The organism is Pseudomonas sp. C11, assembly GCF_034683865.1.
Classification (GTDB): Bacteria; Pseudomonadota; Gammaproteobacteria; order Pseudomonadales; family Pseudomonadaceae; genus Aquipseudomonas.
Genome location: NZ_JAWIIP010000005.1, coordinates 273,043 through 296,219, shown reverse-complemented (window position 1 = coordinate 296,219; position 23,177 = coordinate 273,043). Strand labels below are relative to the sequence as shown.

The window sequence follows — 23,177 nt, the reverse complement described above, 5'->3', positions numbered from 1 at the left end:
CCATGAGCATCGTTTCCCTCGCGCAACACATGAACAGCCAGCGTGGCGCTGCTGACGGCATCGGCGCCGCCCGTGAACAGCAACTGCAGGCTGCGGCCGAGCAGTTCGAGGCGCTGTTTTTGCAGCAGATCCTCAAGCAGATGCGCAAGGCCAGCGACGTGCTCGCCGAAGGCAACCCGATGCGCAGCCGCGAGATGGACACCATGCGCGACTTCTACGACGAAGTGCTGGCCGAGACCCTGGCCGGGCGCAAGCAGACCGGCATCGCCGACATGCTGGTCAAGCAGCTGTCCGGCGGCGCCGACAGTGCCCCCGATCTTGATGGTGCAGCGGCTGCGGCACGTTCGGCCGAGCTGCCTGCACGCACCGGCAGCAGCCTGCTGGAGCCGCTACGCGCCACCTGGCAGCGTGGCCTCGACAGCCTCGGTCGGGCCTGGGACAAGGGCTCGGCCGGTTTCGTCGCGCTGGTCGATGGGGTCATCCGCCAGGAGTCCGGCGGTCGTGTCGATGCCGTCTCGGCCAAGGGCGCACGCGGCTTGATGCAATTGATGCCTGATACCGCGCGGGACATGGCCGCCGAACTGGGCCTGCCGTTCGACGAGGCGCGCCTGACCACCGACGCTGCCTACAACAAGCGCCTCGGCACGGCCTATCTGGACAAGATGCTGCAGCGTTACGACGGCCACCAGGCGCTGGCGTTGGCCGCCTACAACGCCGGCCCGGGACGTGTCGACGAGTGGCTGAAGGTCAATGGCGACCCGCGCAGTGGCGAGATCGGCACCGGCGCCTGGATCGAGCGCATTCCCTTCCAGGAAACCCGCGACTATACCCGGCGCATCCTCGGCGATCTGCTGCGTGCCGAGGCACCGCGTGCCGCGCCCATCGAGGCGCAGAGCCAGGCGCCCTTGAGCGCGCAGACCCGCCAGCAACTGGCCAGCGCACTCAGCGCCGGCAGTGGCGTACTGCTGGGCAGCGTTGCCAGCCGCAACATCCTCGGCAACGAGCCCGATGCCCGGCGCGAGCCGGCATTTAAGTCCGCTGCAGATTCCGTCGCCCATACATCGGTAACAACGGAATCCACCGCCGTCGGTGCCCAGGGCGCCAGTCTGGCGGCCTTTGCTCAGCCGATGCGGTTCGAGCGCCAGGAGAGCAAGTCGTGAGCACCCTCAACCAGATCGCCATGAGCGGCGTGCGTGCCAGCCAGGTGGGCATGGCCACCACCGGGCAGAACATCGCCAACGTCAAGACGCCGGGCTTCAGCCGCCTGCAGACCGTCACCGGTTCACTGGCCGGGCAGGGCGGCCTGAGCGTCGGCGGCGGTGTCGAGGTGATCAGCATCCGCCGCATGACCAACGAATTTCATAGCCAGCAACTGTGGCGCGCCACCACCGAAGAGCACTTCTACGATGCCTCGCAGCAGTACCTGACCGCGCTCGAAGCGCTGATGTCCGGTACCGGTTCGAGCATCAGCGCCGGCCTCGATCAGTTCTTCGCCGCGCTCAGCGAGGCCAGCGCCACGCCGGGCTCCATCGCCCTGCGCCAGCAGATCATCAGCGAGTCCGGCAACCTGGCGCAGCGCTTCAATGGCCTGAGCAGCAACATCGATGCGCAGATCAAGGCGCTGCAGGAGCAGCGCACGGCCATGGCCACCGAAATCAACGGCCTGACCGCGAACATCGCGCTGCTCAACAAGAAGATCGTCGAGACCGAGTCGGTCAAGGGTGACAGCACCGCGCTGCGCGATCAGCGCGAGAGCCTGCTGGGCGACCTCACCCAGTACGCCAAGCTGCGCATCAACGAAACGGCGGATGGCTCGGTCAGTGTCGCCCTGGCCAACGGCCAGCCGCTGGTGGCCGGGCCGACTGCCGGCCAGCTCAAGGTGAGCATGACCGCCAGTGGCGAGCAGGAAGTCAGCCTGGCCTTCGCCGGCACCAGCTTCCCCCTGCATCAGGATGGTTTCGGCGGCGCCTTCGGCGGCCTGCACGATGTCGAGTACAACAGCCTGCGGCCGAACCTGACCGCCCTGCACGACATGGCCAGCCAACTGGCGCAGATGGTCAACGACGTACTGGCTACCGGCTTCGACCTCAATGGCAACCCTGGCCAGCCGCTGTTCGTCTATGACGCCAGCAGCACCACGGCGCTGCTGCGTATCGAGCCGCTCACCGCCGAACAGCTGGCGTTCTCCTCGGCGGCTGGCGAAAGCGGCAACAACGAGGTGCTGCTCGATCTGCTCGAGCTGAAGAACCAGACCATCACCCTGAACGGCAGCCAGGTCACGCTCAACGACGCCTACGCCGGGCTGCTCGGCAAGGTCGCCAGCGACAGCCGGCAGAACCAGGCCGACCTCAAGTCCGCGATCACCGTGACCCAGCAGGCGCAGGCCCAGCGCGACAGCGTCAGCGCCGTCAGCCTGGACGAGGAAGCCGTCAACCTGATGACCTATCAGCAGGCCTATCAGGCCAACATGAAAGTGATCAGCACCGCCAACCAGTTGTTCGACGACATGCTCGCCGCGTTCTGACGCGCCGATAAGAGAGCCCGACCATGATGCGGATCACCAACTCGCAGATCACCGCGATGATGCACAACTCGATGAACGCCAGTTCCGCCGAGTTGAGCAAGCTGATGCAGCAGATGGCCACCAGCCAGCGCATCCTGCTGCCGTCCGACGACCCCATCGCCAGCGTGCGGGTGCTGCGTGTGCAGCGTGAGGAGGCGAGCCTGGAGCAATACGCGAAGAACATCGCCAACGTCTCCGGCAACCTGTCGACTCAGGAGGCCAACCTCAAGTCCACTTCCGACGCCATGCTCAACGTGCGTGACCTGTTGATCTGGGCGGGCAACGGCGCCAATACCAGCGAAGACCTGGCGGCCATGGCGGGTGAACTGTCGATCATCGAAGACACCCTCTTCAGCTTCGCCAACGTGCGCGACGAAGAGGGCCGCTACCTGTTTTCCGGCACCCTCAGCGACACCCCGGCGCTGAGCTTCGATGCCGCGACCCAGACCTACAGCCTGACCGGCAATGACAAGCACCGTCAGGCCGCCGTGGCCAACGGCGTGCTGGTCGACGAGAACGTCACCGCTGCCAGCGTCTACGGCACCGGCGTGGACATGCTCAACCAACTGCGGGGGCTGCTCAACACCCTGCAGGATCCGGCCCTGGACTCCAGTGATCCGGCGGTACGCCAGCAGATCAGCGACATGATCGACACCCTCGACGACAGCCACGGCCGCGTGCTCGGTGCCATCACCGAACTGGGTGGCCGGCAGAACGCCCTGACCCTGCTGACCGACAGCAACGAAGAGGTGTCCCTGGTCAATCGGAAGATCGAGGGCGAGCTGTCGCAGCTGGACTACGCGGGCGCGTCCATCGACCTGAACAACTACCAGTTGGCCCTGGGCGCGACCCAGAAGACTTACCTGAAGATCAACGAGATGTCGTTGTTCAGCCTGCTGTAAGGAGTCTGCGGTGATCAAGGTCGACAAGCAGCTCCCAATCCTCACCTCCCTTGACCCGCAAGGCCGTCGCCCGGTGCAGGGCGAGCCGTCAGCGCCGCGCGTGCGCCGTGGCGAGGCCAATGCCGAGCAGGCTCAGGCGCAGGCCCAGGTGCGCAGCAAGAGCGCCAGCTTCAACCTGCAGCTCAACCAGCAACTGACCTCGATGCAGGCCGCCGACAGCTACCTCGGCGAACTGGCCGGGCGCCTCGGCCAGCTCAAGCTCAGTCTCAGCCGTGAGCTGAGCAATGCCCAGGCTGGTGATCGCGATAACCTCAAGCGTGAGCTCGATCAGGTGCGCAAGCTGCTCGCCGAACGCAGCCAACGCTCCGGCCAGTCCCTGGATGCCAGCTTCAGGCTGCGCCTCAATGAACCGGTACGCAGCCGCTTCACCCTCGAAGGGCTGGACTCCATCGCCGCCCTGCAGCAGGCCGGCAAGGAAACCCTGCTGTTCAGCGCCGGGCGCAAGCTCGACGAGCCGTTGGCCGTGGTGCTGGAAGAAGGGCTGAGCGAGCAGCAGATCCTGCGTCGCTTCAATGCCGGGCTCGGCCAGGCCGGTATCCGCGCCGAGCTGGATCATGGTGGTGGCCTCAAGTTCAGTGCCCGCGAGAGCGAGTGGCAGGAACTGCGCGGCGAGTTGCGCGTGCAGGGCGAAGGCACGCTGGCGAGCAAGACCCAGACACCCGTGGTGAGCCACGAGGAGCAGATGCTGCGCCTGCCCGATGCGGCGCGTCTGGACAGCGCGCGCGAACTGCGTCGCGCCCTCGACGAGGTCGTCACGGCGCTGGACAAGATCGGCTCGCTGCGCGAGCAGCTCAGCCATCGTCAGGATGAAATCCGCGACTTCCTCGCCCGTCATGCCGAACAGAACGAACGCGAATGGGCGCGCGACTTCGCTGGCGAGGTGTTCAACCTGATGCGGCGCAGCCCCAGCAGCTATTCGGCCGTCACCCAGACCGTCGTCGCCCAGGCCAACATCAGCCGTACCACGGTGGTCAGCCTGCTGTCCTGATCACCACCCGCTTGACTGCCGGCCGCCTCCCCCACTCCGGCGGTCGGTGGTCTTTTTACCGCGTGGCATCCTGCTCTGCGCGAGTGACCACTGATCCGAATCTTGACCCGCTGCGCAGAATGATGGCGTTTTAGCAGCTATCATCGCGCCCTTTTTCGCAGTACCGGGATGCCGCGTTCGCGTTTCCTGTCTTTACTCATTCCTATAAAAACCCAGCATTCAAGGGGTTGACCCGCTACCGACGGCAAGGGCCGACCGGTGCATGCCTCATTCTCGAATTTGGAGTACCCGACGTGTTGAAGAAGTATCTGATCCTCCTCGCCCTGGGCTTTTCCGCCCTGGTGCATGCGCCTGCCTGGGCCCAGACCACGGACTCGGAGGCCATGAACATGGCCGGTCTGCAGCGCTCCCTGGGCCAGCGCATGGCCAAGGACTACCTGATGCTGGGCGCCGACGTGCGCGTGGACGCCGCCCAGCGTCAGCTCAAGGAAACCGTCGAGCGCTTCGACGCCAGCCAGAAGGCGCTCAACGCCTATGCGCCCAACCCCGAGATCAAGGCCGCGCTGGCCAAGGTCGACGCCACCTGGGCCGTCTATCGCCAACAGGTCGAGGCCAAGCCGGATCACGCCAAGGCCGTCGAGCTGCTAGCCACCAGCGAAACCCTGCTGCAGCAGACCCAGGCCGTTACCGACGCGATGGCCAAGCACCTCGGTGAGATGGGTGCGACCGTCAACCGCAGCGGCTGGGCACGCGTGCAGACCCAGCGCATCGCCATGCTCTACATGGCCCAGACCTGGAACGTGCCGATGCCGGATCTGAACGCCAAGCTGGAGAAGTCGGTGCAGGACTTCGAGACCATCCTCGCCGAACTGGAAGCCCGTGGTACGCCGAACGAAGAAATCGCCGCAGCGCAGCGCCGTGCTCGCGCCCACTGGGGCTTCACCGTCAAGGGCATCGACCTGAAGAACACCCAGGCCGTCGTACCCACCGTGATCACCGTCAGCACCGACTCGCTGTTCCGCCAGCTCAACGAGCTGACCCGTCTGTACGCTGGCCTGAAAGCCGACGAGTCCTGATGGGGATTCGCTAGCCCGTCACCTTGGCGACCCACTTTTGCGCTATAAACAGGCGCTAGTCGGGCTGAGGTGACGAGCATGAGCGAAACAACTGATCAGGCGGTCTACAAGACCCTGCTGGAGTCCACCCGGGCGATCCCCTGGAAGATCGACTGGAAGAGCATGACCTTCGCCTATATCGGCCCGCAGATCGAGACACTGCTGGGCTGGTCGCAGGCCAGCTGGGTCAGCGCCGAGGACTGGGCGGCGCGCATCCACGCGGATGATCGCGACAGGGTCGTGGAATTCTGCATCTCGCAATCGCAGAACGGTGTCGACCATGAGGCCGACTACCGCGCGCTGACCGCCGCTGGCGACTACGTATGGATTCGCGACGTGGTGCATGTGGTGCGCGACGACAACGGCGAGGTGGAATCGCTGATCGGTTTCATGTTCGACATCAGCGAGCGCAAGAAGACCGAGGAACAGCTGCTGACCCTGCAGAAGCAGCTGGAAGAATATTCCTACAAGGACGGCCTCACTGGCGTCGCCAACCGGCGCATGTTCGACAGCGTGCTGGCCACCGAGTGGGCCAATGCCCAGCGCACTTTGCAGCCATTGTCACTGATCCTGCTGGATATCGATCACTTCAAGCAGTTCAACGACCATTACGGCCATATCCAGGGCGACGATTGCCTGAAAAGCGTCGGCCAGGCGCTGAGCCTCGCCGCCAGCCGGCCACGGGACTTCCTCGGCCGTTTCGGCGGTGAGGAGTTCGTCCTGGTGCTGCCGGAAACTGACGAGGCTGCCGCGCGCCATATCGCTGAGCGCTGCCGCCAGCAGGTGCGCCAGCAGCGCATACCGCACGAGCGCTCGTCGGTATCGTCCATGCTCACCATCAGCCTCGGCGTGGGCACCATCGTGCCGGGCGCGCATGATCGTCCGCTGGATTTCCTCAACGCCGTGGACAAGCTGTTGTACCAGGCCAAGCAACTTGGTCGTGACCGCTCGCAGGTGGCCAAGGTCGCCTCCCAATCGTTCCCCGACAAGGCTGCTGACGCCCGTGCTTGAGCAACCGTTAACCTGAGCGTAACGATTACTCGGCCTGCTTGATTGATGACCTCTTGGTCACGCCCCTAAGGTGCCTCCACGACAGCGGAACTCGTGGAGTCTTCAATGACAACAACAATATCCCCACCGCCGCAGTGGTCGCGTCGTCGCGCTGAAAAAGCGCGGCGACTCGATCAGGTGCGCAACCTCGCCGATGGCGTGGTGTTGCCCAGCGACAAGATCGTCGCGGCGCTCGAAGCGCTGATCGCCCCCGGCGATCGCGTGGTGCTCGAAGGCAACAACCAGAAGCAGGCGGACTTCCTTTCCCGCTCGCTGGCCAAGGCCGACCCCGGCCGCCTGCACGACCTGCACATGATCATGCCCAGCGTCAGCCGCGCCGAGCACCTCGATCTGTTCGAGCGCGGCATCGCGCGCAAGCTCGACTTCTCCTTCGCCGGGCCGCAGAGCCTGCGCATCGGCCAGCTGCTCGAAGACGGGCAGATGGAAGTCGGCGCCATTCACACCTATATCGAGCTGTACTCGCGTCTGCTGGTGGATCTGATCCCCAACGTCGCCCTGGTGGCCGGCTTCCAGGCCGACCGCCACGGCAACATCTACACCGGCCCGAGCACCGAGGACACTCCGGCGCTGGTCGAGCCCACGGCGTTTTCCGACGGCATCGTGATCTTCCAGGTCAACGAGATCGTCGACGAGCTGCCGCGCGTGGACATCCCCGCTTCCTGGGTCGACTTCGTGGTGGTGGCCGACAAGCCTTTCTATATCGAGCCGCTGTTCACCCGCGACCCGCGCCATATCAAGCCGGTGCATGTGCTGATGGCGATGATGGCGATTCGCGGCATCTACGAAAAACACAACGTGCAGTCGCTCAACCACGGCATCGGCTTCAACACCGCCGCCATCGAGCTGATCCTGCCGACCTACGGCGAGTCGCTGGGCCTGAAGGGCAAGATCTGCCGCAACTGGACGCTCAACCCGCACCCGACGCTGATCCCGGCCATCGAAACCGGCTGGGTGGAGAGCGTGCACTGCTTCGGCACCGAACTGGGCATGGAGCACTACATCGCCCAGCGCCCGGACGTGTTCTTCACCGGCCGTGACGGCTCGATGCGTTCCAACCGCATGATGTGCCAGCTGGCCGGGCAGTACGCGGTCGACCTGTTTATCGGCGCCACCCTGCAAGTGGACGGCGATGGCCATTCCTCCACCGTGACCCGTGGCCGCCTCGCCGGCTTCGGCGGCGCGCCGAACATGGGCCATGACCCGCGCGGTCGGCGTCATTCGACACCAGCCTGGCTGGACATGCGCCCGGGTGACAGCGAAGCGCCGCTGCTCGAGCGTGGCAAGAAGCTGGTGGTACAGATGGTCGAGACCTTCCAGGAAGGCGGCAAACCCACCTTCGTCGAGCAGCTCGATGCGGTGGACGTGGCGAAGAAGGCCGGCATGCCGCTGGCGCCGATCATGATTTACGGCGATGACGTCACCCACCTGCTCACCGAGGAAGGCATCGCCTACCTGTACAAGGCGCGCTCCCTGGAAGAACGCCAGGCGATGATCGCCGCGGTGGCTGGCGTCACCGCCATCGGCCTGCGGCATGACCCGAAAAACACCGAGCGCATGCGCCGCGAAGGGCTGATCGCCCTGCCCGAAGACCTCGGCATTCGCCGCACCGATGCCAGCCGCGAACTGCTCGCGGCCAAGAGCATCGCCGAACTGGTCGAGTGGTCGGGCGGCCTGTACAACCCGCCTGCCAAGTTCAGGAGCTGGTGATGAATGCACTCACTGCAATTCAGCCCCAGCTTTCATTAGGGGATTGGCTGGCCGACCTGGCGGTCGACGCACTGATCGACGAGGCCGACCTGTCGCCCAAGCCGGGGCTGGTCGACCGCCGTGGCAGCGGCGCGCACACTGACCTGCACCTGGGCCTGATGCACGCTTCGGCGCTGGCCCTGTGGCCAAGCTTCAAGGCCATGGCCGAGGCTGCCCAGCAACGTGGTGCCATCGACCAGGCACTGCGTGAGGACGTGGGCCGCATTGGTCGCGAGGGCGAGCAGGAGATGCTGCGCGTCACCGGCGGCGTCAACACCCATCGCGGTGCGATCTGGGCGCTGGGTTTGCTTAGCGCTGCTGCCGCATTGGATGCCAGCGAGTTGGCTCCGGCGCAGGTTGCCCTGCGTGCAGCACGTCTGGCCCTGCTCAACGACCGTGCCGCGCCTGTCACTGGCGACAGCCATGGCGCGCAGGTTTGCCGTTTGTACGGCGTGCATGGCGCCCGTGAGGAAGCGCAGTTGGGCTTCCCGGCAGTCATCCAGCAGGCGCTGCCGCAACTGGCGCGCAGCCGCGCCGCCGGGGCCGGGGAGCAGAACGCTCGTCTCGATGCCCTGCTGGCGATCATGACTCAGCTGGCCGACACCTGCGTGCTCTACCGCGCCGGCATGGCCGGGCTGACCCGCATGCAGAGCGGCGCCCGTGCGGTGCTCGCTGCCGGCGGTTGCGCCAGCCTAGACGGTCGCCGTCTGCTGCGTGATCTCGAACGCGACATGCTGCACCTGCGTGCCTCGCCTGGCGGCGCTGCCGATCTGCTCGCCGCCACCCTGTTCCTCGACCGCCTGCAGCATGGCCTGCCGGCGCAGCTTGGGAGTCTGTGAAATGGAAACCCTGTCTTTTCAATTCCCCGCCGGGCAACCGGCCAAGGGCCGCGCGCTGGTGGGCTGCGTTGGCTCCGGCGACCTCGAAGTACTTCTCGAACCCGGCCAGGCCGGCACCCTGGCGATTCAGGTGGTGACCTCGGTGAACGGTAGCGCGCCGCGTTGGCAACTGCTGTTCGAGCGCATGTTCCGCGAACAGCAACTGCCTGCGTTGAGCATCGCCATTCATGATTTCGGTGCTACGCCGGGTGTGGTGCGCCTGCGCCTGGAACAGGGCCTGGAGGAACTCAACCATGGCTGAGCAAAACATCCAGCGCCTGCTGGCGCAGCGCAGCTTTACCGAACTGGGTGCTCGCGAGCGTGCTCGGGCATTGCTCGATGCCGGCAGCTTCCGCGAGCTGCTCGACCCCTTCGCCCGGCTGATGTCGCCCTGGCTGCCCAAGCAGGGCATCGTGCCGCAGGCCGATGACGGCGTGGTGGTGGCCAAGGGCCTGATCGACGGCCAGCCTGCGGTGGTGATCGCCATCGAAGGTGCCTTCCAGGGCGGCAGCCTCGGCGAAGTGGGTGGGGCGAAGATCGCCGGTGCCCTGGAGCTGGCGGCTGAAGACAATAAGGCCGGTACGCCGACCCGCGCCGTGCTGCTGCTGGAAACCGGCGGCGTGCGCCTGCAGGAAGCCAACCTGGGCCTGGCGGCCATCGCCGAAATTCAGGCCGCCATCGTCGAGCTGCGCCAGTACCGGCCGGTGATCGGCCTGGTCGCCGGCCCGGTTGGCTGCTTCGGCGGCATGTCCATCGCCGCCGGGTTGTGCAGCTACCTGCTTGTGACCCGCGAGGCGCGCCTGGGCCTCAACGGCCCGCAGGTGATCGAACAGGAAGCCGGGCTGGACGAATACGACTCGCGCGACCGTCCCTTTATCTGGAGCCTGACCGGCGGTGAGCAGCGCCACGCCAGCGGTCTGGTCGATGGCTACGTGAGTGATGACGTCGAGGCCATTCGCCGCGAGCTGCATGGGCTGTTCGCCAAGGGCAAACCGGCGCAGGAGCGCAGCCGGCGCCACGCATGGTTCCTGCCGCGTCTGCGCGCCGTCGACACCACCGTCCAGGCCGATGCCGCTGCCGTGCGCAACGCCTACCAGGGAGCATGAACATGAGCACAGTCCAAGAACAACGCGGCCTGCACTGGTTCCAGGCCCTGGCTGGCGATGCCCAGCCGAAACAGGGTTTGCCGGCCTCGCTGCGCGTCGCCGACGGTGAGCTTGCCGGCCAGGCGGTGCGCTATCTGGCGGTGATCGCCGATGCCAACAATCCATTCCCCCGTGCCCGCAACGGTGAGGTCGGTTTGCTCGAAGGCTGGGGCCTGGCCCAGGCCGTGGATGAAGCCATCGAGGCGGATCGCGATAACACGCACAAGCGCGCACTGATCGCCATCGTCGACGTGCCGAGCCAGGCCTACGGGCGTCGCGAAGAGGCCTACGGCATCCATCAGGCGCTGGCCGGCGCGGTGGACGCCTATGCCCGAGCCCGCCTGGCCGGGCATGCGGTGATCGGTCTGCTGGTGGGCAAGGCCATGTCCGGCGCCTTCCTCGCCCACGGCTACCAGGCCAACCGCCTGATCGCCCTACGCGATGCCGGGGTGATGGTGCATGCCATGGGCAAGGCCGCCGCCGCGCGCATCACCCTGCGCAGCGTCGACGAGTTGGAGGCACTGGCCGCCACGGTGCCGCCGATGGCCTATGACCTGGATAACTATGCCTCGCTCGGCCTGCTGGCGGAGGTGCTCGATGTGCAGCAGGTGACGCAGCCCACGGCGGCTGACCTTGCGCATGTGAAGAACGCCCTGAGTCGCGCCCTGGCCGATATCGCCGCCAGCCCGCGTGACCTGCGCAACCGCCTGGGCGCCGCCAACCGCGCGGCGTCCAGTCAGGTACGCGAGGCGCTGCGTGCGCAGTGGTGAACCGTAGGGCGGGTGAAACCCGCCAACTCTGAATCACGTGAAATGGCGGGTTGCACCCGCCCTACATAGGAAATACCGATGCACTCCACACCCCGTCCACATGATCTGCTCTGGGGCCTGCGTCCCGAGCAACTGCCGCAGGAGGCGCCGGCCTGGGCTCGTGCCGCCCTGGGCGGGCATGTGCCGGTGGTGGTGCGCCGTGCGCCGGCCGAGTCCGGCTGGGTCGCGGTGGGTATTCGCGGAGCCGCGCGTGAACAGCGCTATGCCACCTGGATGTGCCTGAGCGATATCAGCCGTCTGGTCACCCCGCAGGCAGTCGCCCGCGCCGGGCGCTGGCGCAACCATGCGCAGTCGCATTGGCCGGCGCTGCGTGCCCTGAGTGAGCTGGCGCCACGTCTGGATGCCTTGGGCCTGGCCTGGGGCGTGACCGGCAGCCTGGGTTTCGAGTTGGCCAGCGGCATCGCCGCCGCGCATCCGGACAGCGATCTCGATCTGTCGCTGCGCGCGCCGTATCACCTGCCGCGCGAGTGGGCACGCACCCTGTGCCGCCTGCTGGACGAGGCGCCGGGGCGCGTCGATCTGCAACTGGAAACCCCATACGGTGCTGTGGCGCTGCGCGAGTGGGCCGGCGAGGCGCCACGCGTCTTGCTGAAAACCCAGCACGGCCCGCTGCTGATCAGCGACCCGTGGCAGCGCCAGCAGGTGGCGGCGTGAGCACGCTCTGGGCCTTCCCCGGCCAGGGCGCGCAGCAGCCCGGCATGCTGCAGGCTTTGCCTGATGCGCCGGTGGTGCAGGCCTGTATCGAGCAGGCCAGCGCCGCCCTGAATGAAGATGTGCGTCGGCTGGATTCGGCCGAGGCGCTTCAAGACACCCGCGCCGTGCAGCTCTGCCTGTTGATCGCTGGCGTCGCCGCCGCGCGCCTGCTGAGCGAGCGCGGACATCGTCCGGACTATGTGGCAGGTCTTTCCATCGGTGCCTATGCCGCCGCCATGGTGGCCGGCGCGCTGGAGTTTGCCGATGCCGTGCGCCTGGTGGCCCTGCGCGGCGAGCTGATGCAGCGCGCCTATCCCAGCGGCTACGGCATGACCGCCATCCTCGGCCTCGACCAGGGCCGCGTCGAACGCCTGCTGGCCGAAGCCGAAGGCCAGGTCTACCTGGCCAATATCAATGCCGAAACCCAGTTGGTGATCGCCGGTAGCGATACCGCCATGGCGAAGGTCGCCGAACGTGCTCGCGCGCTCGGTGCTGGCGCGGCAAAACGTCTGTCCATGAGCGTGCCGTCGCACTGCGAACTGCTCGATGCACCGGCTCGCGAGTTGGCTGCCGCCTTCGCCAAGGTCGAGCTGCGCGCCCCGCAAGTGCGCTACCTGAGCGGCAGCTCGGCGCGCCTGATTCGTGATCCCGAAACCCTGCGTGACGACCTGGCTTACAACATGAGCCGCGTCGTCGACTGGCAGGCCACGCTCGTCACCGCCTATGAACGCGGCGTGCGCCTGCACCTGGAACTGCCACCCGGCGGCGTACTGACTGGCCTTGCCCGTCGCGTTTTCGAACCCGCCCAGGCCATCGCCTTCAGCGGTGCCCGTCTGGATACACTCGACGCCATGTTGCGTCAGGAGGTAAGCCGCGACCGCTGAGCCGTAGCGTTTACCGAAGCACAAAAACAACAACTTCGATACGTAAGACGAGGACAACAACAATGATTATCTACGGTGTCGCCTTCCTGGCGTTCTGCACCCTGGCGGGCATCTTCATCGGTGAACTGCTGGGCAAACTCATCGGTGTGCCCGCCAACGTCGGCGGCGTCGGCATCGCCATGATGCTGCTGATCTTTCTCGGGAGTTACCTGAACAAGCGCGGTCTGTTCACCGGCAAGTCGGAACAGGGCGTCGAATTCTGGAGTGCCATCTACATCCCCATCGTGGTCGCCATGGCCGCTCAGCAGAACGTCTACGGCGCCCTCAAGGGCGGGCCGATGGCGATTCTCGCCGGCACCGCTGCAGTCGTGATCGGTTTCGCCCTGGTACCGGCACTGAGCCGTATCGGGCAAAAGAAGCCTGAAACCGACGTTGCCCCCTCCCTGACCAAAGCGCCACGGTGATTGCCATGTACGAATCTTTGATGAAGGTCATTACCAGTTACGGCCTGCTCAGCGGCTTCGCCATCATCGGCATCACCATGTGGGTGTCGTACTGGATTTCCGACAAATTCACCAAGGGCCGTCTGCACGGCTCGGCCATCGCCATCCTGCTCGGCTTGCTGCTGTCCTATATCGGCGGTGCCTATACCGGCGGCCAGAAAGGCCTGGTGGACATTCCCCTGTTCGCCGGCGTCGGCCTGCTCGGCGGCGCCATGCTGCGTGACTTCGCCATCGTTGCCACCGGCTTCGGCGTCAGTGTCGAGGAGCTCAAGCGCGCCGGGTTCGCCGGCGTGCTGGCGCTGTTCGTCGGCGTGTTCACGTCCTTCATTGCCGGCGTGGCGGTGGCCATGGCCTTTGGTTACACCGACGTGGTCAGCCTGACCACCATCGGCACCGGCGCGGTGACCTATATCGTTGGCCCGGTCACTGGCGCAGCGATTGGTGCCAGCTCCGATGTGATGGCGTTGTCCATCGCGGCGGGTCTGATCAAGGCGATTCTGGTGATGGTGGCCACCCCCTTCGTCGCTCCCTATATCGGCCTGAACAACCCGCGCAGCGCGGTGATCTTCGGCGGCCTGATGGGCACCTCCAGCGGCGTGGCCGGCGGCCTGGCGGCGACCGATCCCAAACTGGTGCCGTACGGCTGCCTGACGGCGGCCTTCTACACCGCCCTGGGCTGCCTGCTCGGCCCATCCTTGCTCTACTTTCTGATGCGCGGCCTTCTAGGCTGACCTTTCGCCCGCCCTTGTGGCGGGCTTTTTATTCCGGCTCAAGCGCGCCTTGTGGGAGGCGCTTCAGCGGCGACACCTGCCGTTACGACTGGCGACTGTACATCCGGCACTCGGCCAATAGCGCCAGCAAGTTGGGGTCGCGCTCCTTGGCCTTGAGGAACACCACGCCGATATGCTGCTGCAGGTGGTACTTGGCCTGCAGCGGAATCAGCTTCACCCGGTTCTCGTACACCGCCGCCACTCGCCCTGGCAGCAGGGCGTAGCCGACGCCGGAGCTGACCATGCTCAGCAGGGTGAAGATGTCCTTCACCTGCATCGCCACCTTCGGTTCGAAACCGGCCTGCTGGAATACCCGTGCGCCATCGCGGAAGGTGGCGTAGCCCTGGGTCAGGGTAATGAAGGTCGAGTCGCGCAGGTCGGCCAGGTCGACCTCGGTCTGTTCGGCGAAAGGCGAGTCGTTGGGTGCGGCGAGGAAGATGTCATCGGAGAACAGGGCCAGTTGCTCGCAATCCGGGTCGCTGATGCTGTCGTCGAGGGCAATCAGGATGGCGTCCAGTTCCATGTTCTTCAGCTTGTACAGCAGGTCGACGTTGGAGCCGAGTACCAGATCGATGTTCAGCTCGCTGCGGCGCAGCTTCAGGCCCATGATCAGTTGCGGCACGGTTTTCACCGTCAGCGAATAGAGCGCGCCGAGCTTGAAACGCTCGGCACCGAAGCCGGCCGCCTCGCGGGTCAGGCGCACCATTTCCTGGGCATCCTGGATCAGTTTCTGTGCTTTCTCTTCCAGCACATAGGCGCTTTCCAGCGGGATCAGGTTGCGCCCCTCGTGCTTGAACAGCGGGCAGCGCAGCGCACTCTCCAGCGAGTGGATGGCGCGGTGCACGCTGACATTGCTGGTCTGCAGCTCGCTGGCGGCACGCGCCAGGTTGCCGCTGCGCATGAAGGCGAGAAAGACCTCCAGTTTTTTCAGCGTCAGTTCTTCATCGATCAGCATCGGCCTGTCCTTTTCCAGCGATGGCCGATTGTGCCGCATCTGCAGGAATGAGCGGTGTACCGGCGTGCGACTTTGCAGGCATTTCCAGATAGCGCGGATGACCTTGGCGGAAGAACTGTGCTGTAGTGCGGTGCTTCGTCCCATCTTCATGTGCTCAAGGGAGCTTCCATGCAATTGATCTACGCCGCCGCTTCACCCTTTGCGCGCAAGGTTCGCGTGCTGGCCGCCGAAACCGGCTTGCTGGCGCGCATCGAGCTGCTCGATACCGCCGTGCTGCCGACCACGCTGAACGAACGGGTCAACGCGCTCAACCCGCTGGGCAAGATTCCGGTACTGCTGACCGATGACGGTGAGGCGCTCTATGACAGCCGGGTGATCTGCGAATACCTCGACACCCAGCATCAAGGTACGAAGCTACTACCGGATGGTGCCGCGCGCTGGCCGGTGCTGCGTCTGGCGGCTCTGGCCGACGGCCTGATGGACGCCGCCCTGCTGGCGCGCTATGAGCGCGGCGTGCGACCAGCCGAACTGCAATGGCCAGCCTGGCTGGACGGCCAACTGGGCAAGGTGCAGCGGGCGCTGGCAGAACTGGAACGCCATATCGACCAGCTACACGGCCCGCTCGATCTGGCACAGGTCGGTGTCGCCTGTGCCCTGGGTTACCTGGATTTCCGCTTTGCCGACCTTGACTGGCGTGCCACTCATCCTGGCCTGGCAGCATTCCAGCAGGCCTTCGCCCAGCGCCCCTCGATGCAGGCCACTGCGCCGGTGTGAATCACAGGCTCAAAGACGGAAGCGCGTCAGCAGTGTGTTGAGCGCCACGGCCAGGCGCGACAGCTCCTGGCTCGCCGCGTTGGTCTGGTCGGCACCGGCAGAGCTCTGCAGCGACAGGTCACGGATATTGACCAGGCCGTGGTCAACTTCTCGCGCCACCTGCGCCTGTTGTTCCGATGCGCTGGCGATGACCAGGTTGCGCTCATTGATGGTGGCGATGGCCTCGGTGATGCTGTCCAGCGCTTCGCCGGCCGATTGGGCCAGTTCCAGGGTTGAGTCGGCGCGCGCCATACTGGCGTTCATGGTCGCCACGGCCTGCTCGGTTTCCGTCTGAATGGCGCCGATCATCTGCTCGATCTCGCCCGTGGACTGCTGGGTACGCTGGGCCAGCGCGCGGACTTCGTCGGCTACCACGGCAAAGCCACGGCCCTGCTCGCCGGCCCGGGCCGCTTCGATGGCGGCATTGAGCGCCAGCAGGTTGGTCTGGTCGGCGATGGCGCGGATCACGTTGACCACCTGACCGATATTGCGCACGTTGCTCGCAAGCAGGCCGACCTCTTCACCCGCGCTGCCGATGTCCGCCGTCAGCAGGCGGATCGAATCGATCGTCCGGCCGACCTGGGCATGTCCGTGGCGCGCACTCTGATCGGTATCGCGTGTGGCCTGCGAAGTGCTCACGGCGTTGCGTGCGACTTCCTCCACCGCTGCGGTCATCTCGGTCACGGCGGTGACGGCCTGCTCGATCTCGGCATTCTGCTGATACAGGCCACGTCTGCCGTCTTCGGTGACCGCGTGCAGCTCCTCGGACGCGGACGCCAGCAGGCTGGAGGAATCGGCGACCTGTTGCAGGGTATCGCGCAGGTTATGGCGCATGGTGTCGAGTGCCTGGAGCAACTGCGCCGGTTCATCCGCGCCCGGGGCGGAACAGTCGTGGTTGAGATCACCGGCGGCGATGTCCTGGGCAATGCCGACGGCTTGAGCCAGCGGTTGGGTGATACTCCGCGTGAGCAATACGGCCAGGCCGATGGTGCAGACGATGGCGGCGATCAAGGCGATCAGCACGACCTCGATGGCACCGGAGTAGGCTGTCTCGCTTTCGCTCGCTGCCAGCTCGGCACCTTTCTCGTTGTGCCGTACCAAGGCTTGCAGTGCGGCGCCGAGGGCATCGGCATGCGCGCTCAGGTCGCCCGCGACCAGTTGTTGAACCTGAGCGTCATCACCCGCGATGACTGCCTTAATCACCCGTTCCTGCGTGTTCATGTAGCGTTCGCGTTCAGCACGAAAGCGTGCGTAGGCCTGCTGCTCTTCGTCTGAATCGATCAGCGCGACATAGGTCTGTTCGGCCTGTTCGAGGAAATGCTTGTACTGCTCCATCGTTGCCAGGTCGGCAGTCCGCTGCTCGGCGTCACGGATGATCTGGGTACGCAGGGTCAGGGCGCGCACCCTGGACATACTCATGCCCATTTCTTCGAGGGCCAGTACGGACGGAAACCACTTCGTGTCGATGGAATCGGAGGCGTCGTCCATGCGTTTCATCTGCGTCAGGGTGATGCCGCCCAGCAGTAACACCAGCACGGCCAGGATGGCGAAGCTCGCCGCCGCCCGCATGCCGATCCTGAGTTTTCTCAACAACATACCAACCTCATAAAAGAGCGCCGCGCCATCCGGCACGACGTGAAGAGTGTGATGATCAAGCGGATACCCGTTGAATACCGGGCAGGTCGGCGAGGGCGAAGCCTGGACGACCGAACAGATAACCCTGCAGCCACTCACTGCCCAGGCTTTGGGCGCGCTGCAGATCCTCTGGCGTCTCGATGCCTTCGACGATCACGCAGGGCGCCAGCGTCTTGCACAGCTCCAGCAGGTACTTGAGGGTGAGTTCGCCCTGCGCATTCGAGCGGGCACGCTGGATGTAGCTCTGGTCGATCTTGATGATGTCCGGCTGGCTTTGCTGGATGAACGCCAGTGTGCCGAAGCCCGAGCCGAAGTCGTCTACCGCCACCTGGCAACCGCTGTTGCGCAGATGCGTGACCAGCTCGACGGCGCTGTTATGGCAGGGCGGTACGGTGCTTTCGGTGATCTCCACGACCAGGCGCCGGGAAACGGACTGATCGCCAGCCAGCACCTCGAGCGTGCTGTCCCAGTCCTTATCCATGACGGTGCTCAGGGCCGAGATGTTGCAGCCCAGGGTCAGTCCGGGATGAGCCTGCAGCAGGCCGATCATGGTGTTCAGCACACGGTGGTCGAGGGGGCGGATAACGTGCAGGCGTTCGAGCAGCGGGAAGGGGTTGAAGCCCAAGCCGCCGTTTTCATGGCGTAACAGGCTTTCCCGATAGAGGATCCGCTCGGGGTCATGCGTCGCGACTACCGCCTGGAACGCCAGGCAGAAGTGCCCGCGCTGCAGTTCGTCGTAGAACAGGTGGGCTCGCTGGAGATCGTCCAGTGAGCCAACGGTAATGGGCGCCATGAAGGTGGCGCTACGGCTCATGCCGGTTCCCGGCGGCAGATCAGGCGTTTCGCTTGGCCGTACATCATTTTCTTTCCTTTGGTGAGGCCGTTGTCGAGCAAAGCAACGACCGCATCGGCGGGAGACAAGCACTCCTGCCAATGGCGGGTTAAACAGGGTGTGGAGAATTGCGATGCCGTTGCATCGCCAGTGGTCGGTCAGACTTGCTTCAGGGGCGTATGGCCTGACTGGACGGGCCGCGCCGGCTGCCGGCGAGAGCGGGGGCCGGTGGTATTATTGACGACGTAAAGCCGACGCCAGGCCTACGGCGGTTATCGTCCCATCGGCGTGCTGCGGTGGGAAGTGTTCCCGGAAACCAATCGCATGTCCGTGGACACTGGCAATCAGTCATCACGCGCTACCCGACCAACGCACGAGAGAACGTCGATGCATTCGATTACCAGCGCCTGCTTTCGCATCCTGATCAAGGCCTTCGTCGGTCAGGGCGCGTTGCCCGACGAAGGCCTGTCCGGCTTCGCCCAGCTACTCGCGGGAGATGCGCCGACGCCTGTGTTGCAGGTCTATCGCTTGCTGGAGCAGTTGGTGGCCACGAGCGGCGATGCGGACATGGGCTTGCGCGCTTATGAACACTTCCACCCCTGCGTACTGGGAGTGAAGAGTTACGCCATGATGTCCAGCCCGACCCTGGGGCAGGCGTTGCAGCACATGGTCGATTATCACCCGCTGACCAGCGACGGCTCGCACCTCTTTCTCGAGCAGGACGCCGATGGGTTGCGGCTGGTCGGGCTTGAGATCGGTGCGGTCGGTGGGCAGGCGCCTCGTGCCTTTATCGACGCCGGTGCGGCGCTGGCACTTGGCGCGGTGCATTGGCTGGCGCCGTTCGAACGGCCCTTGCCGCTGCGACTGGAGCTGACTTATGCGCAGCCCGAAGACACGCGACAGTTGCGCCGGCTGTTCGGCGACAACCTGCGTTTTGGCGCGCCGCGTAACAGCATGACCTTCAGCCGGGCCGATGGCGAGATCCCCTTGCCTACGGCGGCTGAGGCCTTGCATCCCCTGCACCTGGAGTACGCCAAAACCTGGCTGGACGAGCAGGTTGACGGTTCGCTCGAGGCGCGAGTGCGCCGAGTGCTCAGCGCGCAGCTCAGTCTCGGCATCAGCCCTGGTCTCAGCGAGGTGGCGGATCAGCTCGGCATGAGCAAGCGCAGTCTGCAGCATGGCCTCACGCGTGACGCGGTGAATTTCACTCGCCTGCTCGACGGCGCCCGGCGGAGTCAGGCCGCCAGCTTGCTGCGCAACAGCACGCGCAGCCTGAAGTACATCTCGGCGCAGCTCGGCTTTCGCGATCAGAGCAGTTTCCACAAGGCCTGCATGCGCTGGTTCGGCATGGCGCCGCTGCACTATCGCAGCGAGCCGTAGGGGCGGGCGGTCAGTTCCTGATCGCCATCTCGGGTCGCATTCTCCGGTTGTTGGACGGTAAGCAGGACAAATGTATTGTTGTCACTTATCGTACATCCTACAACTGCGCAGGCGGTTGTGAATCCCGGCCCTGCAGCCGGGCCTCATTCATTGTCCCGATGGCGCCTTGCCCGCCATGCACTGACAGGAGAACGCCATGCTGAGTCTGACTGGCCACAATTACATCGGCGGTGAGCGCCGCGCCGCCGGCACCGTCGAGCACAAGAGCCTCGACGCCAGCAGCGGTGAAGCGCTGCCGTACACTTTCATCCAGGCCACGCCGGAAGAAGTCGACGCTGCCGCCCAGGCTGCCGCTGCCGCTTACCCGACCTATCGCAACCTGTCGGCCGTGCGCCGTGCCGAGTTCCTCGAGGCCATCGCCGACGAAATCGACGCCCTCGGTGACGACTTCGTGGCCCTGGTCTGCCGCGAAACCGCCCTGCCTGCTGCCCGCATCCAGGGTGAGCGTGGTCGTACAAGTGGTCAGATGCGCCTGTTCGCCAAGGTGCTGCGTCGTGGTGACTTCTACGGTGCACGGATCGACCGCGCCCTGCCGGATCGCCAGCCGCTGCCGCGCCCGGATCTGCGTCAGTACCAGATCGGCGTCGGCCCGGTCGCCGTGTTCGGTGCCAGCAACTTCCCGCTGGCCTTCTCCACTGCGGGTGGCGATACCGCCTCTGCTCTGGCTGCCGGTTGCCCGGTGGTGTTCAAGGCGCATAGCGGCCACATGGCCACTGCCGAGTGCGTGGCTGATGCCATCATCCGTGCGGCCGAGAAAACCGGCATGCCCAAGGGCGTGTTCAACATGATCTTCGGTGGCGGCGTCGGCGAGATTCTGGTCAAACACCCGGCCATCCAGGCTGTCGGCTTCACCGGTTCGCTGAAAGGTGGTCGCGCCCTGTGCGACATGGCTGCTGCCCGTCCGCAGCCGATTCCGGTGTTCGCCGAGATGTCCAGCGTCAACCCGGTGATCGTCCTGCCGGGCGCCCTGAAAGCGCGTGGCGCCACCGTGGCCAAGGAACTGGCGGGTTCCGTGGTGCTGGGTTGCGGCCAGTTCTGCACCAACCCGGGCCTGATCATCGGCATTCGCAGCGCCGAGTTCAGCGAGTTCGTTGCCGGCCTGGCCGATGCCATCGGCGCGCAACCGGCGCAGACCATGCTCAACGCCGGCACCCTGCGCAGCTACGCCAACGGCCTGGCTCAGCTCAACGCTCACGCCAAGGTCACCCACCTGGCCGGCAACGAGCAAACCGGCAACCAGGCGCAGCCGCAGCTATTCAAGGCTGACGTGAGCATGCTGCTCGAAGGCGACCATCTGCTGCAGGAAGAAGTTTTCGGCCCGACCAGCATCGTCGTCGAAGTCGCCGACAGCGCCGAGCTGACCCGTGCCCTGCAGAGCATGCACGGCCAGCTGACCGCGACCCTGATTGCCGAGCGTGAGGACCTGAGCGCCTTCCGCGACCTGCTGCCGCTGCTGGAAGTCAAAGCCGGCCGTGTGCTGCTCAATGGCTACCCGACGGGCGTTGAAGTCTGCGACTCCATGGTGCATGGCGGCCCGTACCCGGCGACGTCCGACGCCCGCGGCACGTCGGTCGGCACCCTGGCGATCCACCGCTTCCTGCGTCCGGTGTGCTACCAGAACTATCCGGACGAGGTACTGCCGGAGGCGCTGCAGAACGCCAACCCGCTGGGCATCCAGCGTCTGGTCGACGGCGTGCACAGCCGTGATGCGCTGAGCTGATTCGAGCGCTGTAACGAACAATGCCGCGCCCGTGAGGGTGCGGCATTTTTGTTTGGGTGGCATGCAACCATGCTTGGCAACGGCCTGGGCTTTTTCAACCGTCTGAATGACCATCTTGACCACATCTCCCGGACGCGATTGCTGCGGCAAGTGGCTGGCGGCTACCGTGAAGGTGCTGAAGCTGGGAGTGGTTCTGGTCGCGTCTTCAGGTTTGGAGGCAGTAGTCGAGATTGTGGCCTGGCTTGCAGATGCGTACTCTGCTTCGCGGCCATGACGGCCTCGAATGGAAAAGGATTTCATGCTCAACCGTATTTATCGAATCTCTGCGCTGGCCGTTCTGGTGAGCGCACTGCCTGGCTGCGGCACACTGTTCGGGCGATCGTCCGGCGGTTTTTACGGCCCCGATTACTATTCCGGCACTGCCTACGACTTTGGCCTGCTGTTCGGCTCCGATGACATCAATCGCGGCTACTTCCCCGCCACGCTCTGGTGCTGGGCATCGATAGCCTGCCCGGTGTTGACGGTTTTTTCGATGCCCGTGGATTTCGTCGTCGATACCGCCATGCTGCCCCGTGATATCTACGAGGCAAAACGATGAGTCTTGCCAGCCTGCGAGTATTAAGGGCCGTTCTTCCCGTGCTGCTGATCCTGGGGTTTCACGACCTGGCGCTGGCCAGTTTCGAATATGGCAATCGGCGTCTTGCCGCGACTGCAACGGAATTGCTGGCTCAGTTCGTGTTTGCCTTCATTGCGCTCACCGTCATGGGTGCCATCTTCATGATCATCGGTGATATTCGCCGCTGGCTGCGGCGCAGGTTTGGCGAAGATCGCCGCGAGGATGATCATTCCAGGGATCTCTAGCCTGCCTGCGAACGCCCCGGCGCGGATGGTCAACTAGTAGCCTCGATGATGCACAAGACTCCGGTTCGATACCTGGGCCTTGTGCTTTGCGGCTCAGTCGCCGCCTCCACCGCCACCATCTCCCCCGCCTCCCGAGTCGAAGCCCCCGTCACCGAACCCAGGGCTGGAATCCTGTCCGCTCAGGCCGTTGCTCCTCCTTTTGCCCGCGCGTGGCTTGGGCCGTGAGCGTTGCCACGAATAGATGGAAAGCACCACGAATGCGATGGCGATCAGCGGCAGAATGTCCATGCGTCCCCTCCGTTGTCGGGCTGCAATACCAAAAGCTCAGAACGCACAGAGTAAGTCGTAACGGACGCATGGAAACGAAAAAGCCCGCACAGTGGCGGGCTTTTAAAATGGCGCACTCGGCGGGATTCGAACCCACGACCCCTGCCTTCGGAGGGCAGTACTCTATCCAGCTGAGCTACGAGTGCGTTGCGGGGCGCAATGATACGCATCTGGGCGCTTAGCGTCCATCGTGCATGGATGTGCATTATTCCGAACGCACTTTACACTTTTGAGCTGGCTCATAGCCCCTAGAGCAAGTTTTTTGTCATTCTTTCGTCGATTTAGCCCCTTCGGCTATTGCCCTTTACCTGGCGCGCTCCTAGGATTCGTTTGAGATTTCAAACGCAGTGTTCGGCCATCCCGAACCCTTCGCCAATCAGCGGCTCTTAACTTTTTACCAGGCCCATGCCGTGCTGTTCGCGCGGCGTGGTTCGTGTCCATGACTC

General features: G+C 64.9%; 24 protein-coding genes, 1 tRNA gene and 1 pseudogene. 20 read left to right on the top strand and 6 right to left on the bottom strand.

Annotation, left to right across the window (positions count from 1 at the left end; translation table 11 throughout):
- Positions 1 to 2: 2 nt before the first annotated feature.
- The 15 genes from VC352_RS10900 (at position 3) to madM (ending at position 14,109) form a co-directional block, all read left to right on the top strand.
- On the top strand, positions 3 to 1,160 hold the full coding sequence (locus VC352_RS10900; protein ID WP_322979576.1) for a transglycosylase SLT domain-containing protein: 1,158 nt from the start codon (positions 3 to 5) through the stop codon (positions 1,158 to 1,160).
- Positions 1,157 to 2,524, top strand: coding sequence for a flagellar hook-associated protein FlgK (gene flgK, locus VC352_RS10895; RefSeq protein WP_322979575.1), 1,368 nt, complete (start codon positions 1,157 to 1,159; stop codon positions 2,522 to 2,524). Before VC352_RS10900 ends, flgK begins: the two co-directional genes overlap by 4 nt.
- Positions 2,525 to 2,550: 26 nt before the next feature.
- Positions 2,551 to 3,465, top strand: a complete 915-nt coding sequence (gene flgL / locus VC352_RS10890) for a flagellar hook-associated protein FlgL (protein WP_322979620.1) — start codon at positions 2,551 to 2,553, stop codon at positions 3,463 to 3,465.
- Between the two features lie 13 nt (positions 3,466 to 3,478).
- Positions 3,479 to 4,513 (top strand): hypothetical protein, encoded by a 1,035-nt coding sequence (locus tag VC352_RS10885; protein WP_322979619.1) that lies wholly within the window; start codon positions 3,479 to 3,481, stop codon positions 4,511 to 4,513.
- A gap of 293 nt (positions 4,514 to 4,806) precedes the next feature.
- On the top strand, positions 4,807 to 5,589 hold the full coding sequence (locus VC352_RS10880) for a type IV pili methyl-accepting chemotaxis transducer N-terminal domain-containing protein (protein WP_322979574.1): 783 nt from the start codon (positions 4,807 to 4,809) through the stop codon (positions 5,587 to 5,589).
- A gap of 78 nt (positions 5,590 to 5,667) precedes the next feature.
- On the top strand, positions 5,668 to 6,639 hold the full coding sequence (locus tag VC352_RS10875) for a sensor domain-containing diguanylate cyclase (RefSeq protein ID WP_322979573.1): 972 nt from the start codon (positions 5,668 to 5,670) through the stop codon (positions 6,637 to 6,639).
- Positions 6,640 to 6,744: 105 nt separating this feature from the next.
- Complete coding sequence (gene mdcA / locus VC352_RS10870; protein WP_322979572.1) at positions 6,745 to 8,406, top strand: malonate decarboxylase subunit alpha; 1,662 nt, start codon at positions 6,745 to 6,747, stop codon at positions 8,404 to 8,406.
- Entirely contained in the window at positions 8,406 to 9,284 is an 879-nt protein-coding gene (locus VC352_RS10865; protein WP_322979571.1) for a triphosphoribosyl-dephospho-CoA synthase, read from the top strand. Before mdcA ends, VC352_RS10865 begins: the two co-directional genes overlap by 1 nt.
- A 1-nt stretch (position 9,285) precedes the next feature.
- Positions 9,286 to 9,585 (top strand): malonate decarboxylase subunit delta, encoded by a 300-nt coding sequence (locus VC352_RS10860; protein WP_322979570.1) that lies wholly within the window; start codon positions 9,286 to 9,288, stop codon positions 9,583 to 9,585.
- Complete coding sequence (locus tag VC352_RS10855) at positions 9,578 to 10,429, top strand: biotin-independent malonate decarboxylase subunit beta (protein ID WP_322979569.1); 852 nt, start codon at positions 9,578 to 9,580, stop codon at positions 10,427 to 10,429. The genes VC352_RS10860 and VC352_RS10855 overlap by 8 nt, the downstream gene beginning before the upstream one ends.
- Positions 10,430 to 10,431: 2 nt before the next feature.
- The gene (gene mdcE, locus VC352_RS10850) at positions 10,432 to 11,238 is read left to right on the top strand and encodes a biotin-independent malonate decarboxylase subunit gamma (RefSeq protein WP_322979568.1); all 807 of its coding nucleotides are present in this window, start codon (positions 10,432 to 10,434) and stop codon (positions 11,236 to 11,238) included.
- A 78-nt stretch (positions 11,239 to 11,316) separates the two neighbouring features.
- Positions 11,317 to 11,952 (top strand): malonate decarboxylase holo-ACP synthase, encoded by a 636-nt coding sequence (locus VC352_RS10845; RefSeq protein WP_322979567.1) that lies wholly within the window; start codon positions 11,317 to 11,319, stop codon positions 11,950 to 11,952.
- Entirely contained in the window at positions 11,949 to 12,875 is a 927-nt protein-coding gene (mdcH, locus tag VC352_RS10840) for a malonate decarboxylase subunit epsilon (protein WP_322979566.1), read from the top strand. Before VC352_RS10845 ends, mdcH begins: the two co-directional genes overlap by 4 nt.
- A 62-nt stretch (positions 12,876 to 12,937) precedes the next feature.
- A complete protein-coding gene (gene madL, locus VC352_RS10835; RefSeq protein WP_322979565.1) occupies positions 12,938 to 13,339 on the top strand; it encodes a malonate transporter subunit MadL in 402 nt (133 codons plus the stop codon).
- 5 nt (positions 13,340 to 13,344) lie between these two features.
- Positions 13,345 to 14,109, top strand: coding sequence for a malonate transporter subunit MadM (madM, locus tag VC352_RS10830; RefSeq protein WP_322979564.1), 765 nt, complete (start codon positions 13,345 to 13,347; stop codon positions 14,107 to 14,109).
- A gap of 82 nt (positions 14,110 to 14,191) precedes the next feature.
- Here the strand turns inward: madM and VC352_RS10825 are convergent, their stop codons facing one another.
- Positions 14,192 to 15,103, bottom strand: a complete 912-nt coding sequence (locus tag VC352_RS10825; RefSeq protein ID WP_322979563.1) for a LysR substrate-binding domain-containing protein — start codon at positions 15,101 to 15,103, stop codon at positions 14,192 to 14,194.
- Between the two features lie 168 nt (positions 15,104 to 15,271).
- Here VC352_RS10825 and VC352_RS10820 point away from each other — a divergent pair, with 168 nt between their 5' ends.
- Positions 15,272 to 15,877 carry a glutathione S-transferase gene (locus VC352_RS10820; RefSeq protein ID WP_322979562.1) on the top strand — a complete coding sequence of 202 codons (606 nt, stop codon included), beginning with the start codon at positions 15,272 to 15,274 and terminating at the stop codon, positions 15,875 to 15,877.
- A 9-nt stretch (positions 15,878 to 15,886) separates the two neighbouring features.
- On the opposite strand, the gene VC352_RS25420 is transcribed toward VC352_RS10820, so the two are convergent.
- The 3 genes and pseudogenes from VC352_RS25420 to VC352_RS10810 form a co-directional block, all read right to left on the bottom strand.
- A complete protein-coding gene (locus tag VC352_RS25420) occupies positions 15,887 to 16,750 on the bottom strand; it encodes a methyl-accepting chemotaxis protein (RefSeq protein WP_416340144.1) in 864 nt (287 codons plus the stop codon).
- A pseudogene (locus tag VC352_RS25415) lies at positions 16,742 to 17,512 on the bottom strand (MCP four helix bundle domain-containing protein); the annotation flags it as partial. The pseudogene VC352_RS25415 and the gene VC352_RS25420, both read right to left, overlap by 9 nt.
- A gap of 55 nt (positions 17,513 to 17,567) precedes the next feature.
- The gene (locus tag VC352_RS10810; protein ID WP_322979560.1) at positions 17,568 to 18,365 is read right to left on the bottom strand and encodes an EAL domain-containing protein; all 798 of its coding nucleotides are present in this window, start codon (positions 18,363 to 18,365) and stop codon (positions 17,568 to 17,570) included.
- Between the two features lie 405 nt (positions 18,366 to 18,770).
- On the opposite strand from VC352_RS10810, the gene VC352_RS10805 reads away from it, so the two are divergent.
- From VC352_RS10805 to VC352_RS10790, 4 genes are all read left to right on the top strand, one after another.
- The gene (locus VC352_RS10805) at positions 18,771 to 19,763 is read left to right on the top strand and encodes an AraC family transcriptional regulator (RefSeq protein WP_322979559.1); all 993 of its coding nucleotides are present in this window, start codon (positions 18,771 to 18,773) and stop codon (positions 19,761 to 19,763) included.
- A 196-nt stretch (positions 19,764 to 19,959) separates the two neighbouring features.
- Complete coding sequence (locus VC352_RS10800) at positions 19,960 to 21,543, top strand: aldehyde dehydrogenase (NADP(+)) (RefSeq protein WP_322979558.1); 1,584 nt, start codon at positions 19,960 to 19,962, stop codon at positions 21,541 to 21,543.
- 283 nt (positions 21,544 to 21,826) lie between these two features.
- Positions 21,827 to 22,141 carry a YceK/YidQ family lipoprotein gene (locus tag VC352_RS10795; protein ID WP_322979557.1) on the top strand — a complete coding sequence of 105 codons (315 nt, stop codon included), beginning with the start codon at positions 21,827 to 21,829 and terminating at the stop codon, positions 22,139 to 22,141.
- Complete coding sequence (locus VC352_RS10790; RefSeq protein WP_322979556.1) at positions 22,138 to 22,404, top strand: hypothetical protein; 267 nt, start codon at positions 22,138 to 22,140, stop codon at positions 22,402 to 22,404. Before VC352_RS10795 ends, VC352_RS10790 begins: the two co-directional genes overlap by 4 nt.
- Positions 22,405 to 22,497: 93 nt before the next feature.
- On the opposite strand, the gene VC352_RS10785 is transcribed toward VC352_RS10790, so the two are convergent.
- Positions 22,498 to 22,692 (bottom strand): hypothetical protein, encoded by a 195-nt coding sequence (locus VC352_RS10785; RefSeq protein ID WP_322979555.1) that lies wholly within the window; start codon positions 22,690 to 22,692, stop codon positions 22,498 to 22,500.
- Positions 22,693 to 22,800: 108 nt separating this feature from the next.
- Positions 22,801 to 22,877 (bottom strand) — tRNA-Arg (locus VC352_RS10780).
- Positions 22,878 to 23,177: the final 300 nt, after the last annotated feature.